The sequence below is a fragment of the Trichocoleus sp. Lan genome (genome assembly GCF_039961855.1).
Lineage (GTDB): Bacteria > Cyanobacteriota > Cyanobacteriia > Cyanobacteriales > FACHB-T130 > FACHB-T130.
In genome coordinates this window covers 57,432-71,864 of the sequence record NZ_JAMPKA010000003.1, presented here as the reverse complement: position 1 = coordinate 71,864, position 14,433 = coordinate 57,432, and the positions used below count along the sequence as shown (strand labels likewise).

Annotated in this window: 12 protein-coding genes and 1 pseudogene; 4 read left to right on the top strand and 9 right to left on the bottom strand. The window is 49.5% G+C overall.

Features of this window, described 5'->3' with window-relative positions; translation table 11 throughout:
* The first annotated feature begins 15 nt into the window (after positions 1 to 15).
* Positions 16 to 453: pseudogene (locus NDA03_RS03355) on the top strand (hypothetical protein).
* Between the two features lie 30 nt (positions 454 to 483).
* Here NDA03_RS03355 and NDA03_RS03350 read toward each other — a convergent pair.
* The 8 genes from NDA03_RS03350 to NDA03_RS03315 form a co-directional block, all read right to left on the bottom strand.
* On the bottom strand, positions 484 to 1,230 hold the full coding sequence (locus NDA03_RS03350; protein WP_348237292.1) for an HAD family hydrolase: 747 nt from the start codon (positions 1,228 to 1,230) through the stop codon (positions 484 to 486).
* A gap of 109 nt (positions 1,231 to 1,339) precedes the next feature.
* Entirely contained in the window at positions 1,340 to 2,452 is a 1,113-nt protein-coding gene (locus NDA03_RS03345; protein ID WP_190433695.1) for a 30S ribosomal protein S1, read from the bottom strand.
* A 250-nt stretch (positions 2,453 to 2,702) separates the two neighbouring features.
* The gene (locus NDA03_RS03340) at positions 2,703 to 3,542 is read right to left on the bottom strand and encodes a S1 RNA-binding domain-containing protein (RefSeq protein ID WP_190536908.1); all 840 of its coding nucleotides are present in this window, start codon (positions 3,540 to 3,542) and stop codon (positions 2,703 to 2,705) included.
* A 65-nt stretch (positions 3,543 to 3,607) separates the two neighbouring features.
* A complete protein-coding gene (gene nrdR, locus NDA03_RS03335) occupies positions 3,608 to 4,171 on the bottom strand; it encodes a transcriptional regulator NrdR (protein ID WP_190411293.1) in 564 nt (187 codons plus the stop codon).
* A gap of 202 nt (positions 4,172 to 4,373) precedes the next feature.
* Positions 4,374 to 4,472, bottom strand: coding sequence for a photosystem II reaction center protein T (locus NDA03_RS03330; RefSeq protein ID WP_190411294.1), 99 nt, complete (start codon positions 4,470 to 4,472; stop codon positions 4,374 to 4,376).
* A gap of 113 nt (positions 4,473 to 4,585) precedes the next feature.
* Positions 4,586 to 6,115 carry a photosystem II chlorophyll-binding protein CP47 gene (gene psbB, locus NDA03_RS03325; RefSeq protein ID WP_190425144.1) on the bottom strand — a complete coding sequence of 510 codons (1,530 nt, stop codon included), beginning with the start codon at positions 6,113 to 6,115 and terminating at the stop codon, positions 4,586 to 4,588.
* A 417-nt stretch (positions 6,116 to 6,532) separates the two neighbouring features.
* Complete coding sequence (locus NDA03_RS03320; protein ID WP_190425142.1) at positions 6,533 to 6,865, bottom strand: hypothetical protein; 333 nt, start codon at positions 6,863 to 6,865, stop codon at positions 6,533 to 6,535.
* Positions 6,866 to 7,278: 413 nt separating this feature from the next.
* On the bottom strand, positions 7,279 to 7,614 hold the full coding sequence (locus NDA03_RS03315) for a hypothetical protein (RefSeq protein ID WP_190425141.1): 336 nt from the start codon (positions 7,612 to 7,614) through the stop codon (positions 7,279 to 7,281).
* A 222-nt stretch (positions 7,615 to 7,836) separates the two neighbouring features.
* On the opposite strand from NDA03_RS03315, the gene mnmG reads away from it, so the two are divergent.
* The 3 genes from mnmG to NDA03_RS03300 all read left to right on the top strand — a co-directional run bounded on the left by mnmG (position 7,837) and on the right by NDA03_RS03300 (position 12,093).
* Positions 7,837 to 9,759, top strand: coding sequence for a tRNA uridine-5-carboxymethylaminomethyl(34) synthesis enzyme MnmG (gene mnmG, locus NDA03_RS03310; RefSeq protein WP_190984967.1), 1,923 nt, complete (start codon positions 7,837 to 7,839; stop codon positions 9,757 to 9,759).
* Positions 9,760 to 10,106: 347 nt separating this feature from the next.
* Complete coding sequence (locus tag NDA03_RS03305; protein ID WP_190677954.1) at positions 10,107 to 11,399, top strand: hypothetical protein; 1,293 nt, start codon at positions 10,107 to 10,109, stop codon at positions 11,397 to 11,399.
* A gap of 115 nt (positions 11,400 to 11,514) precedes the next feature.
* The gene (locus NDA03_RS03300) at positions 11,515 to 12,093 is read left to right on the top strand and encodes a TIGR04376 family protein (RefSeq protein WP_190425136.1); all 579 of its coding nucleotides are present in this window, start codon (positions 11,515 to 11,517) and stop codon (positions 12,091 to 12,093) included.
* A gap of 181 nt (positions 12,094 to 12,274) precedes the next feature.
* Here the strand turns inward: NDA03_RS03300 and bchD are convergent, their stop codons facing one another.
* Complete coding sequence (gene bchD / locus NDA03_RS03295; RefSeq protein WP_348237291.1) at positions 12,275 to 14,338, bottom strand: magnesium chelatase ATPase subunit D; 2,064 nt, start codon at positions 14,336 to 14,338, stop codon at positions 12,275 to 12,277.
* Positions 14,339 to 14,433: the final 95 nt, after the last annotated feature.

Below are 14,433 nucleotides of genomic sequence, written 5' to 3'. Positions count from 1 at the left end.
GAGACGGTGCTAGTGATGACAGCAATTTTACCGACAGCCCAACCGCAGAAATCTTTTACCCTAGTGCCGATGGTGAACCAGTAGCAGAAACCTATGACCATCTCTATGCCATTTTGACGACTTTGGAAGTCCTCAAACAATACTTGGCAGAGCGTCAGGCAACTGTTCTTGCTAACCAGTTTCTTGACTATTCCCAAGGCTTTCCTAAAAGGGAAACTACTTGGCTTTTACCGAGAAGATACTGGGGAAAAGTTGCTAATTGCCGATGAGCTAATGCAGGCGCTAAAGCGGGAAACTCAGAGGCGACAGCAGGCAGAAGAACAAGCCGAACAAGAACGCCAACGAGCCGAACAAGAGCGCCAGCAGCGGGAATTTGCTCAACAACAGCTTGCCGATATGGAAAACCTGTTAGCTCGTTATCGCGATCGCCTTGGGAATTTACCTGATAGCTAATGGCTAATTGATCGTTGGAGGTTCTCCCGATTAGCCATTCGCATCCAGAATTTGAATTTCGTCGAGTTGCGCGATCGCGACATCTGCACTTTCTAGATGCGCCGCCTCCGGTTTTCCCCAGCAGATGCCAATACAACCCGCCGCCCCCGCCTGACGTGCCATCTGAATATCTCCGGCAGAATCTCCCACCATCAGAGTATTGCTGGGTGAAACTCCCAGTCTCTGGCAAGCTTGCAAAAATAAGGCTGGATCGGGTTTAGTGGGACCTTCATCAACTCCCATCTCTAACTGGATGTAGGGCGAGAGCTGATGCCGTTTGACAAAAGCTTCTACTCGTGAAGTCGAAGCAGCTGATAAAATTCCTAATTTTAAGCCAGCTTGAAACAGAAGTTGCAGCACTTCCAAAGAACCGACAAATAAGGGGGAAGGGGCAGCATCTTTTAGAAATTGATCTGCTTCATTAAAGGTGCGACGAGCGATCGCTCTTGATTCCAACCACCCCCGCCCGGTCTCAGCAATATAAGCAGCAGCAGCAATTTCATTCTCTCCATGACTGCCTACGGCTAATAACCCCGTCGGATCGAGAGTATCTCCATTAATGCCAAACGCCATCAATAAAGGATCTCCGGTTCCGGGAATTTGGGCGTCTATAATGCGTGATCGCTTTTGCCCCAACTTTCTCAAAAATGACTCCGAATCTTCTAGGGTGCCGTCCTTGTCAAAAATTACCGCCTGGATATTCGGGAACGTGACCTCTCGACAGCGAATTGTTACCAAAATTTCCCCCTCAACTCATTAAACTGCAATAAAAAAAGAGGGAAATTCCCTCTTTGGTCATCACTAATTTCAAATTTAAAATCTGAAATTTCTCTGTCTCCTAACAAAATTACTCTTGTTCTATAGCAGGTGACAGCTCTTTAGCTTCTGTATCAGGTGACTCTTCTTCCTCTTCTGTAGCGGGTGGCACCTCTTCAGCTTCGATAGCGGGTGGCACTTCTGCCTCTTCTGTAGCAGGTGGCACGTCTTCATCTTCGATAGGAGGTAGCGCTTCTTCGTCAGAAACGCCGATTTCTATAGAAGGTATCGTAGTGCCTTGCAGCTTGGCTCGCATCTGCTCCCGATACTTAGCCGCCATTTCTTCCGCCATGTCATAGACGCGATCGCGGTTCTTGATCATGTCGCCTGGTTCTGGCTCTAGCTGCTTGGTGGAGAGCGAAATCCGTCCCCGTTCAGCATCAAGGTCAATGATCATCACTTTCACTTCATCATTGACATTGAAGACGCTGTGAGGTGTGTCGATGTGGTCGTGGGAAATCTCGGAGATGTGCAGCAGTCCGCTGACGCCGCCAATATCGATAAATGCACCATAAGGCTTGATGCCTCGTACTGTTCCAATAACGACCTCGCCCACTTCCAGACGATTCATCTTCCGCTCGACTAGCGCCCGTCGGTGTGACAGAACTAGACGGTTGCGGTCTTCGTCTACCTCTAAGAATTTTAGCGGTAGTTCTTCACCAACCAAATCTTCCTTGGGTTTGCGAGTGCTGATGTGAGAACCAGGAATAAACCCGCGCAATCCTTCAATCCGTACCAACGCGCCACCGCGATTGGTAGCGAAGACAAGCGATCGCACTGTAGCGTCTTCTGTCTGCAACTGCCTGACTCGCTCCCATGCTCGCATGTACTCAATGCGGCGGATGGAAAGGGTTAGCTGTCCATCTTCATTCTCGTCGGTCAGAATGAAAAATTCTCGCGTCTCGTTGGACTGCAACACTTCTTCCGGAGCATCAACCCGATTGATTGACATCTCCTGAATCGGAATGTAAGCCGCTGTTTTAGCGCCAATGTCAATCAGAGCGCCCCTAGGCTCTAAACTGAACACGGTACCGGCGACAATATCACCGGGATTAAAGTGATAGTCGTACTTATCGAGTAGGGCCGCAAAATCTTCGTGAGAAAATCCAATATCTGCTGTAGCGGTTGTTTTCTGATTGACCATGCGTATCGTTTCCTGGTGTTATCTCCGTATTTAACTGTGCCTCCTGTCGATGTACGCCCACGTTTACCGCGTGCAGTTTACACCTACATAGCTCTCTCGCCAAACCTATTGTATGAGATTTTCTAGGAGCGAGAAGTTGTCCAGACAGGATATTATAACTTAATTTGCTCATCCTCCGTTTGGCTAAAATTGCTCCCTAGCAGTAGGTAAGCGGTATTTCAGCTAAAGACTACATCTGAGGCAACAACTACTATTTCTGCATCTGGTTGCGGTACTTTGCCGCCATTTCCTCAGCTTTTTCATAGACTTTCTGAGGATTTTTCAGCATATCACCTAGTTCGGGTTCTAGTGCTTTTGTGGAGAGTGAGACGCGATCTTTCTCAGCATCCATCGAAATTATCATTGCTTTTATTTCATCATCGACCTTAAAAATACTTTCAGGTTTGTCAAAGTCAGCGTGGGAAATTTCGGAAATGTGCAGCAGAGCGTTAATGACTGCAATATTGATAAATGCACCATACGGCTTGAGTGCAAGTACTCTCCCAGTAACAACTTGACCAACTTCTAAATGCTTTATCCCTGCTGGATACAGTGCTAGTCGATGGGAAACAAACAAGCGATCGCGGTCTTCATCTACCTCAACGATCTTGATAGGGATTTCTTCTCCCATTAACTCTTCTTTCGGCTTACGGGTATCGAGACGAGAATGTAAAACACAGCCGCGCAACCCCTCAACTTTAACTGATACGCCAAAGCGATGAGTTTCAAAAATTATGGCGTAAACTGTGACGTTTTCTGCTTGCATTTGACGCACTCGTTCCCAAGCCAACTTTTTCTCAAGCTGTCGTATCGAAAGACCGAGTATCAAATTCCCCACTTCATCGTATTGGTTCACGATCAAGAATTCACGGGTTTCATTAAGCTGCAAGACTTCTTCTGGTGAGTCAATCTCATTGATTGACATTTCCCGAATTGGGAGAAAAATAGCTGTTGGTGCGCCAATATCAATTAAAGCGCCTTCCGGCTCCAGAGCGATCGCTTTACCAATTACAACGTCGCCAGGACGAAAGCTAGATAAATTCGAGTTCAAAAATGTTCGGCTGTAACCACCGCATCTCTAGCGCATACTGTAGCAGCTTTGTCAACCGCTAGTTACTAATAACCAATAAACAAAGAAGCCTGGATTGCTGTGTCACCAGGCTCTGATAAGGAAGGCTTATTATTTTCGAGAGGATCTGTTAGTTCAGTGTCTTCCTCTGTTCCACTGCCATGACTTCGCAGATGATTCAAGGTATCCACAAAATCTCGAATTCCTTGAAACTGCCGATAGACCGAGGCAAAACGGATATATGCAACTTCGCTGATAGATTGCAGACGCTGGAGGACTAATTCCCCAATTTCTTGACTGGTGACTTCTCTGATGATGCGCTGCTGTAATTCTGCTTCAATTTCATCAACCAATACTTCCAGAGTTCCTTGGGGGATGCCGGTTTTTTCACAGGCTCGAACAATCCCACGAATTAACTTGGAACGATCAAAGGAGTCTCGCTGACCTCCCCGTTTGATCACCGTAATTGGAACAAATTCAATGCGTTCGTAGGTAGTGAAGCGATGATTGCACTTCAAACACTCGCGGCGTCGCCGGATACTTTGTCCGGCTTCCGTGGAACGGGACTCAAGGACACGGCTATCGGTGTACTGGCATAAAGGACATTGCATTTTAAAAAGTCCTCGCTTGTTGGATAGACGAGCGTGAGGAAGGATTAGAATTATCTGCCACTTTACTAAAGAAATACCTAAAATTGGAAAAGCTGAGCCGGTTATTATCTTAACCCTTGTGGAAATACAAGGGTTAAGACAGTTGCGGCTCAGTAGCTTTTCCTAAATATTAAGTTGTAGTGCTGCGAGCTTTAGGTGCGAACTACTTCTTCTCAATCCGAGGAGGTTCGCGGAAAGCGATCGCAAAGAAGAGAGTACCCAATGCGAGGGTCAAAATCAAAATGTAAGCAGCGGCTTCCATATCAGAATTTCCTGATTGTTTGCTTTACTACCAGTCTACCTTGTCAAGAAAAACTAATAAGGCAAAAGGCGAAAGAAAAATACTTAACTTTTGCCTTTCGCCTGATTACATTTCTAGACAGCTTCCTTCTTGCGGGTACTCTTGTCACCCACTTTCTGGAACAGACCCCACTCAACCTGCTCTTCCAGGTCAGCCTCAACCCCAGCAAACACATCCCGGAACAGAGTCCGAGAGCCATGCCAGAGGTGCCCGAAGAAGAACAGCAGAGCAAATACAGCGTGTCCGAACGTGAACCAGCCACGGGGACTGGTGCGGAACACCCCGTCAGAATTCAGCGTTTCGCGGTCGAATGCAAAAGGCTCACCCAGCTGAGCTTTCCGAGCAAATTGCTTCACTTTAGCGGGGTCATCAAAAGTTTTCCCATCCAAAGCACCGCCGTATAAGCTTACGGTGACACCCGCTTGCTCAAAGCTATTTTTTGATTCTGCCCGACGGAACGGAATATCGGCGCGAATCACACCGTCTTTATCGGTCAAGATCACGGGGAAGGTTTCAAAGAAGTTGGGAAGACGACGTACCGACAATTCCCGACCTTCAGCATCTTTGAATACTGGATGCCCTAACCAAGCCTGAGCAATCCCATCTCCTTTATTCATTGGACCTGCGCGGAACAAACCACCCTTCGCAGGGCTGTTTCCGACATAGTCATAAAATGCCAGTTTTTCTGGAATTTGCGACCAAGCTTCGGAAGCGCTCGCCCCTTCAGCAATATTGGCTTGAATGCGCCGGTCAATTTCTTGCTTGAAGTAACCGCCATCCCACTGATAGCGGGTGGGACCAAACAGCTCAATCGGAGTTGTAGCACTGCCGTACCACATCGTACCTGCCACAACGAAGGCGGCAAAGAATACAGCGGCAATACTGCTGGAAAGCACCGTTTCGATGTTCCCCATCCGCAAAGCTTTGTAGAGTCGCTCTGGGGGTCGAACTGCTAGGTGAAACAAACCAGCGATAATTCCTACGACACCTGCTGCAATGTGGTGAGCGACGACACCGCCAGGATTGAACGGATTAAAGCCATCGGGTCCCCACTCTGGCGCGACAGGTTGGACGCTGCCAGTGATACCGTAGGGGTCGGAAACCCACATACCAGGGCCAAATAGCCCCGACAGGTGGAATGCACCGAATCCAAAGCACAAAAGACCCGACAAAAGCAGGTGAATGCCAAACATCTTTGGCAAGTCGAGCGCTGGTTGGCCGGTGCGGGGGTCTCTAAACAGTTCCAAATCCCAGTAAACCCAGTGCCAGACGGCAGCTAGGAACAGCAGACCGGAAAGGACGATATGAGCGGCAGCAACGCCTTCAAATGACCATACGCCAGGGTAGTTTCCTGAGCTGCCAGTAATGCTCCAACCACCCCAGGATTCGGTTACACCCAAGCGAGCCATGAATGGCAGTACAAACATCCCCTGACGCCACATGGGGTTCAGGACTGGGTCGCTGGGGTCAAAAATTGCGAGTTCGTACAGGGCCATCGAACCGGCCCAGCCTGCCACGAGGGCAGTATGCATCAGGTGTACAGATATCAATCGACCTGGATCGTTCAGGACGACTGTGTGTACTCGGTACCAGGGTAGTCCCATTGACTACGCTCCTCCTCAGATGAATAAGTGTCTACTTCGACGCTTCTTTTTTTATGTGCGATTTGCCGTTGTTTACCATAATCTAAGCCAGAGAAGCTCTCTTGCAAGACTGCGGGACTGTTTCACAAGGCAAAAGTGAAAATGAAAGATTATGTTACCTACTCTTAGCTTCAAGAGCCATGCCGATTGCAGGCTTTTTGCATGAGAGTTTCGCGTACTTGATGTTTTACCTCGGCAGATGTTACAGACACGATTTATCGTGTCGATGAGGTTTTTGGCCTCGTCACACCAGGTTCACGCCATTCCTAGGTCGGAAGACCGAGGGGAGTTACCATTTAAAGAAGTGTAACTATTGTTAGAATCCATTGCAAGCGGGTTGACAGTTGGGATTAAGGTAGCGATCGCATTCTTAACCTTTCATCCCGACTCCTGGGTGCTGCTGAGTTGGGGTAACGCTGCTGACTCGTTCATTCTCTGGATGACCTCTTCAGCATCAATCAAGCGTTTTAGCACTACTTGACCAATATTCTGATTGGCTGACTCAGTTGGGACATGAGCTGTGGGTTTGACTTCGACCATAAGAATGGCGTCTTCTACTCGATACAGCCACAGTTTTTCGCCTTGCTCGAAGATGCAAAGGTTCATTTGCTGAATTTCGGGTTTGCGTCGCCAAGAGTTTTCGTTCCACAAGCCGCCGAATTCCCATACTCGACCGACAGTCCATCCATCAGAAAGGAAAAAATACTTCACGAACTTTCAACTTTCTTTATACAGGCCCTAGATTTGGAAGTTGTTCACCATTAACTACCACTTCTATCACCCAGATGTCCTGGTTATGACGAAATCCACTCAGCAAAAGAATATAAATTAAACTTATAAGTATATTTTGTTACCCTTTCCAAGAAGCATGACTGGCGATCGCCCTTATGTGAGCTTGAGGGAATGCAAAAGGATTCAAGGCGAAGCGAACAAAGCGTCCCTTGGCTAAAGTATCTTGGTTGATGAAGGCGATCGCACTTTATATGATTTAAAATAAAATACTCTACAAAAAAGATACTTTAGCTAGATAATAATGAATTAAAAAGACACGGTTTTCCGTGTCTTTTTAAAACGTTTTATGCAACTTTTTCCCTATAAAGTAAAAACAGACAAAGCAAGAAAACTTAATCTGCCAGAACTTCCCAGGTCAAAGTGTAGTCAGCATCATCCTCAGTAAACTTACCCCGTTGCTCTCCACGACCTAATTGACTACTTGAAGCATTTAACGTGCCCAGATAATCATCCTTATCGAAAATCCCCGTATCTTGGTCATAAAGCCGAATTTCAGCAGAAGATGTAAAAGAAATCGGCGGGATATAAGTGAGGTTGCGTGCTTCGCGATCGTTGATACTTTGTACGCCTCCAACTTGTTGTCCATTCACAACCAAGTAAGCTTCATCAGCCCCGGCGTTGTCTTCAGTCCGTTCGCAGTACAGAGAAATCAATCTGAGTTTTGGCATAGCAACCAACCTTGTATTCAATCGACAAATCTTGAATACGAAACCTCATCCGACAAATCCGAGTGATATGCTTTAACTTGAAAAGAATCACCCGATAGAATTAAGTCTATATACTGTCTAAATCGGGTTTATTTTGCCACTCAATGGCTGAAACTCCAAGCAGACTGGTGTAATCGCTAATATGAAGGATGAGTCCTTGCTACTCAGACACTTACCATGACCATGACCACGCGATCGCCCGTAGAATTTCAAGACGCTTTTGATGTTGTTGTAGTCGGAGCCGGACACGCCGGTTGCGAAGCTGCCCTCGCTACAGCACGATTGGGCTGTCGTACCCTGCTGCTAACCCTTAACCTGGACAAAATTGCTTGGCAACCGTGTAACCCCGCAGTAGGGGGTCCTGCCAAGTCCCAGGTGACGCATGAAATCGATGCTTTGGGTGGGGAAATTGGGAAAATGGCGGATCGCACCTACCTACAAAAGCGGATTCTGAACTCGTCACGGGGACCTGCTGTGTGGGCATTGCGGGCGCAGACGGATAAACGGGAATATGCGGCGGTGATGAAGGGGATTGTTGAGAACCAGGAAAACTTGACAATCCGCGAGAGCATGGTCACAGATTTGGTAATGGGCGCTAACGATGAAGTGATTGGCGTCGAAACTTACTTTGGCGTGGCATTTGGGTGTAAAGCAGTCATCCTGACGACCGGGACTTTTTTGGGGGGTTGCATCTGGGTCGGGAATAAGTCGATGTCAGCGGGTCGTGCGGGGGAATTTGCCGCTGTTGGGTTGACGGAAACCCTGAATCGACTCGGATTTGAAACGGGACGGCTGAAGACGGGAACTCCAGCACGGGTTGATAAGCGATCGCTAGACTATACTAATTTGGAACCCCAGCCGGGTGATACGGAGGTGCGGTGGTTCAGCTTTGACCCCTCAGTTTGGGTGGAACGGGAGCAGATGCCTTGTTATCTCACCCGGACGACGCCGGAGACTCATCGGATTATTCGAGAAAATCTGCATCTGTCGCCAGTTTATGGCGGTTGGGTGGATGCAAAGGGGCCGCGTTATTGTCCTAGCATCGAAGATAAAATTGTGCGCTTTGCCGATAAGGAAAGCCACCAGATTTTTATTGAACCGGAAGGACGGGATATTCCAGAACTGTATATTCAAGGCTTTTCGACGGGATTGCCAGAGAATTTGCAGTTGCAAATGTTGCGAAGTCTCCCCGGTCTAGAAAACTGTACGATGCTGCGTCCAGCTTACGCGGTGGAGTATGATTATTTACCCGCAACCCAGTGCTATCCGACACTGATGACCAAAAAGGTAGAGGGATTATTTTGTGCTGGGCAAATTAACGGCACGACCGGCTATGAAGAAGCCTCTGCTCAAGGCATTGTAGCGGGAATTAATGCAGCTCGATTTGTCCGCAATCAAGAAATGATTGTATTCCCGCGCGAACACAGTTACATCGGGACGCTGATGGACGATCTGTGTACCAAAGATTTGCGGGAACCTTACCGGATGCTAACTAGCCGATCTGAGTATCGGTTGTTACTGCGGTCGGATAATGCAGATCAGCGCTTGACGCCGCTGGGTCGGGAAGTCGGCTTAATTGATGACCGTCGCTGGGAGTTGTTCCAACACAAGCAAGCGAATATTGCTGCTGAGAAGGAACGGTTGTACTCAACGCGGATTAAGGAGCATGATGAGATCGGGAAGGCGATCGCGTCTGACACCCAACAAGCCATCAAAGGCTCGATTACTCTGGCTGATTTGCTACGACGCCCTGGTTTCCATTACGTTGACTTAGATCGTTACGGACTGAGCAACCCCAGTCTAGACTCCGTGGAGAAAGAAGGCGCAGAAATCGATCTCAAATACTCTGGGTATCTCCAGCGTCAGCAGCACCAAATTGACCAAGTGAGCCGTCATGCAAACCGCCAGCTACCGCCGGATCTAAATTATGCAGCGATCGAGACTCTCTCGAAGGAGTCTCGTGAAAAGTTAGCGCAAGTGCAACCGCTCACGATTGGTCAAGCAGCTCGAATTGGCGGCGTCAATCCGGCTGATATCAACGCTTTACTGGTATATCTAGAATTACGCTCTCGGCAAACCGCCTTGGTTAGCAGCCAGTCATCGTAGAGGCTTTTTTGGTACCGCCTCCTTGCCTGATTGAGTGGTAAAAACATCAACAACTGACCGAGAGACGAGATTCGTCGCCTGTCTACCCGTTGACAATTGACAAGTGACAAAAAGCATGGTTTGCTAACTGGGTCAAGCCCAATTTAACGACAAAATTGGCTTGGTCGCCACGGGAAAATATAAGCTAGAAGTAAGGCGTTCTTTGAACCAATCAGTCAGGGAGCATTGACAACTGATTGCCTTAGGGAATAATGTCCCACAATTAGGAATTTCTGTACCGATATAAGCCCCATCAAATGTCTTAAGGCTTATCGTTGATTCAGTGTAGCCACGAGAGTGAGCAATCGATGACTCAGGATGTTAGCAATAACCAGAGGGACTCAGCACCCTTGGCAAATTCCACTTCTATCCAACCTTGGTCGGTTGACAAATATGCCGATCAATTGATGGACGACTTGTTTGCAGACATCGACCGGGTTTTGGAGGGCGGTAGCATCTCAACTCCAGAGCAGCCGCAGTCAGAGTATATCTCCTTACAACCTGTCCAAGTTTCGCAAGTCACCTTGCCCCCTACCTGGGTGCCACCAGAGGAGCTGCTCCCGGAGCAACCAGACAATACACCCCGCAGTATTGTGCAAACGCCTCTGGCGCTGGATATCAGCGTAGAGGAGATTCAACCCGAAGACAACAAGGATCGTGGGGAAGGCAAATTATTTGAGAAACTCCTGCTGGGACTGGCTTTGACATCGGCGGCAGCTACATTGCTGCTGTGGCTGGTGAGTCAGGGCAGGCTAAATTGGCTCTTTTCGCCCCCCGCAACGGTTACACCCGTCAGCCAAGAGGTTCAGTCTAAAGCAGATGAGCAGTTTGTGAACTATATGCAGCGATCGCTCGAAGTCATCGATCGCAAAGCTGACGCGAACAAACGCACGGGAAGTGCCGCCGCGCCCCAAGGGACTAATCTGCCGCCCGTGACAACTGTCCCCGGAAATGCGGCTGGGACAGCAAGAGGATCGGGTGTTATGGAAAGAGTCTACATTCCCATCTATCCATCACCCCAAAGTCAGTCTGTGGTTCCACAATCTGCCCTAGGATTGCAAGGCGTTTCCCCCTTAGTGCGTCCTCCCTTGCTTCCATCACTGCCAAGGCGTCCGGTACCGCCGGTGCGTCCCGCGCCCTCAGTGAGTTCGATGCTGCCAGTACGTCCCGCGCCCTCAGTGAATTTGATGCCGCCAGTGCGTCCCAAACCCCCAGTCAGTCGTCCGGCACCGTCGGTTCGTCCCTCAGCACCCTCATTGGGTTCCAAACCTCTGACACTGCCTCCGATGGCTGCCACAATGCCTCGGCTTCCCATCCCTGCCTTACCACCCCTGGCACCCCCAGCACCCCCCGCGCCCCCAGCCGCAGTACCCGCACCCAACCCAGATCCGGCTCCTACGGCGACGCATACGCTTGTGGGAGTCTTAGAATTGGGCGATCGCTCTGCTGCTCTATTTGACTTCGGCGGTGTTGCCAACCGCATCCGCGTGGGCGAAAACATTGGCTCTAGCGGATGGACTTTGGTTTCCATCTCGAATCAGGAAGCGGTTATCCGACGCAACGGAGAAGTCCGTTCTGTTTATGTTGGGCAGAAGTTTTAAATGAGTCATTAGAGATCACTCATAAGTCTATTACTAATGACTAATGACTAATGGCTGATGAGCGATCGCGCCTAATTGCTAACATGGTGACAAACCTGTAGTGGGAGTTCTTGCAGTGGGTCTATTTGACGATTTCAGCCGGTTTTTAGAAACCCGATTAGAAGAATTCTTGCGGAATAATCCTCATTTGGAATTACAGGCGCTAGAGGAGCAGCTACGGGAACAAGAAGATGATGCCCTTAAGCTGATTGCAGACCTGCAACTGCAAGAGAAAAAATTACAAGATGAAATCCTCTCAACCGCTCAAGAAATTCAGCGCTGGCATGTCCGGATTGAAAAGGCAAAAGCTGCCAACAGGTTCGATTTAGTCCAGCCTGCCCAAGAGCGAGAAGCAGCCCTGCTACGTCAAGGTAATCAACTTTGGGGACAGATGCAAGGGATTAAACAGCGAAGCGAGCAAGCAAAACAGCTACAGCGTCAAATTCAAGTTCGCCGCCAGGAAGTCCATACCAAAGCTGTTCAGGCGCAAGCAGCGCGTACAAGTTCTCAAGCTCAGCAGCGTGCGGAGACGGTTGGCTGGAATCAGAATTACCACCGCCCGATCAACAGTGGTCCCGATCCATTAGAGGCTAAATTTAAGCACTGGGAAGCGGACGACGAGCTTGAGCAGTTGAAGCGAAATATTGGGCGGTGAAGAGTTTTTGAGATGGGTAATGGGTAGAAGTGATATTAAGTCTGGTTGATTACCCGTAATAAAAGAACCCCACCTCGCTATCGCCTGCGGCTCCGGCTCCCTGCCCCTAATCCCCAGAGGGGACACCGAGTTCCCCTCTTGCGGGGTGGGGTTGGGGGTGGGGTTCCTAGAGATTTTTGCACTAGCGAGATTTCATATCTGCGATCGCTCCTCTGGTCACTCCAGCGATCGCTTGCTCCGTTGCCTTGGGTAAGTGATAATATTTCCCCCCAGATTGCTTTGCCAATTCCTTTGCGAATCCAGTGGAAATAAACTTATTTTCCGTATCAATCACTAACAACTGAATCCCCAAAGCGCGAATTCTGGAAGCAATGTCCAACAATTCAGCTTTAATATCCGGCTTTTCCCCTTCCTGCATCGGTTCGCCTAAAGAACGAGCTAAAGGAATATTTCCCCGTCCATCGGTAATCGCCACAATCACCACCTGACCGATATCCCCAGACATCTGAGCATTCATCCCGACGCGCACTGCCTGAGTCAAACCATGAGCCAGAGGGGAGCCGCCGCCACAAGGCAATAGCTCCAGACGCCGCCGCGCTAAAGCAATCGAACGGGTTGGCGGTAGCAGCACATCGGCTTGTTCTCCTCGGAAGGGAATCAACGCCACTTGGTCGCGGTTCTGATAAGCTTCTGTCAGCAGGCGCATCACCGCACCCTTCGCTGATTGCATTCGGTTGAGCGCCATCGAACCAGAGGCATCAACGACGAAAACGACGAGCGCCCCGGCTTTGCGGACTAAGCGCTTGGAGCGTACATCCCCCTGCTCGACGAATACCCGCCGATCTCCTCTTTGTCCTCCCTGACCCAGAGGGGATTGAGCGATCGCAGCGTCGTTTCGCTCCCGCCGAGCCTTTTGGTAGGGTGCAGCGGCTCTGAGCGTTGCATCAACGGCAATTCGCCGCACCTTGCCTTTCGGCAACATTGGCTTGACGTAGCGCCCTCGATCTTCTGAAATAATTAGACTACGACTGCCCGACTTGCCGTGACGTTGCGCCATTTGAGCAAAGTAAAGCACGGTAGGGTCGAGGATGACACCCTCTGGATCGAAGACAAATTCTTCCGGAATACTCGACTGATCCTCCTGGGGTTCTTCCGGTTCCTCTTCATCCTTCTCATCCGGCTCATCTTGCTCTTGCTGAGATTCGTCTTGGGGCGGTGGCGGTGGGGGAGGCGGTGGAGGCGTTTCGTCTGGTGGCGTCTGCACGACTGTAGCGCGGGGCACGATCACCAATTCCACCGCACGACGCAAGTCTTCCGCCGTCACGTTAGTGCGTCCCTCTAAAGCAGCCGCAGCCTTGGCAACTCGCACCGCAAAGAGTTCGGCTCGATGTCCCTGCACTCCTCCTCGAATTGCTTCATCAACTAGATAAGCAATTTGCTCGCGGGTGATGCGAACATCCTTCAGCCATTCCCGCGCCAAGACGATCTGAGTTTTCAGGTTGTCGATGTCTTCGGTATACTGTTCTAGAAATTTTTCTGGGGATTTGGTGTAGGCGAGAGCTTGTTCTACTGCTTGCACTCGTTCATCTAAACCGAGTACACCATCAGCAGAAAGCGCGATCGCAATTCTATCGAGCAAATGTTCTCGCAGTGGCCCTTCTTCCGGGTTGTAAGTGGCAATAAATAAAGGCTTACAAGGATGCTGAAAGCTAATCCCTTCCCGCTCAATCTGGTTGCGTCCTTCAGATAAAACAGTCAGCAGTTGGTTAGCAATTTGCTCATCAAGTAGATTAATTTCGTCTACATAGAGGACGCCCCGGTGTGCTGTCGCCAGTAACCCAGGCTGAAATATCGTGTCCCCCTGTTTAACGGATTGCTCGACATCCACAGAACCCAGCAGCCGATCCTCGGTGATTCCCAAAGGAATTTGTACAAATGGAGCCGGAATCACCTGCGCGTCAATCGGAGCATCCGGCTGGGCATTCACTTCTGCCAATAGTTTGTCATCCCACTCGCTGGGAGAATCGGGGTCGCAATTGCTAATCGATCCTTTGACGACTTCAATGGGGGGCAGGAGAGAGTGCAAGGCGCGTGCCATGACCGATTTAGCAGTCCCGCGACGACCCGCGATCGCTACCCCTCCCAGTCCGGGATCAATTGCTGCCAATAGCAGCGCCATTTTTATTGCTTCTTGCCCCACAACAGCAGCGAGGGGGAAGGCGGGGTTAGCTACAGATGCAGGCATAGTTTAAAAGCGATGCAAGTCCAATTTTTCAGCATAGCGCAAAGTTTGTCGCCTTCAACTAAGTCCGCCGCTTCAAATCCACCTAATTAATCTTG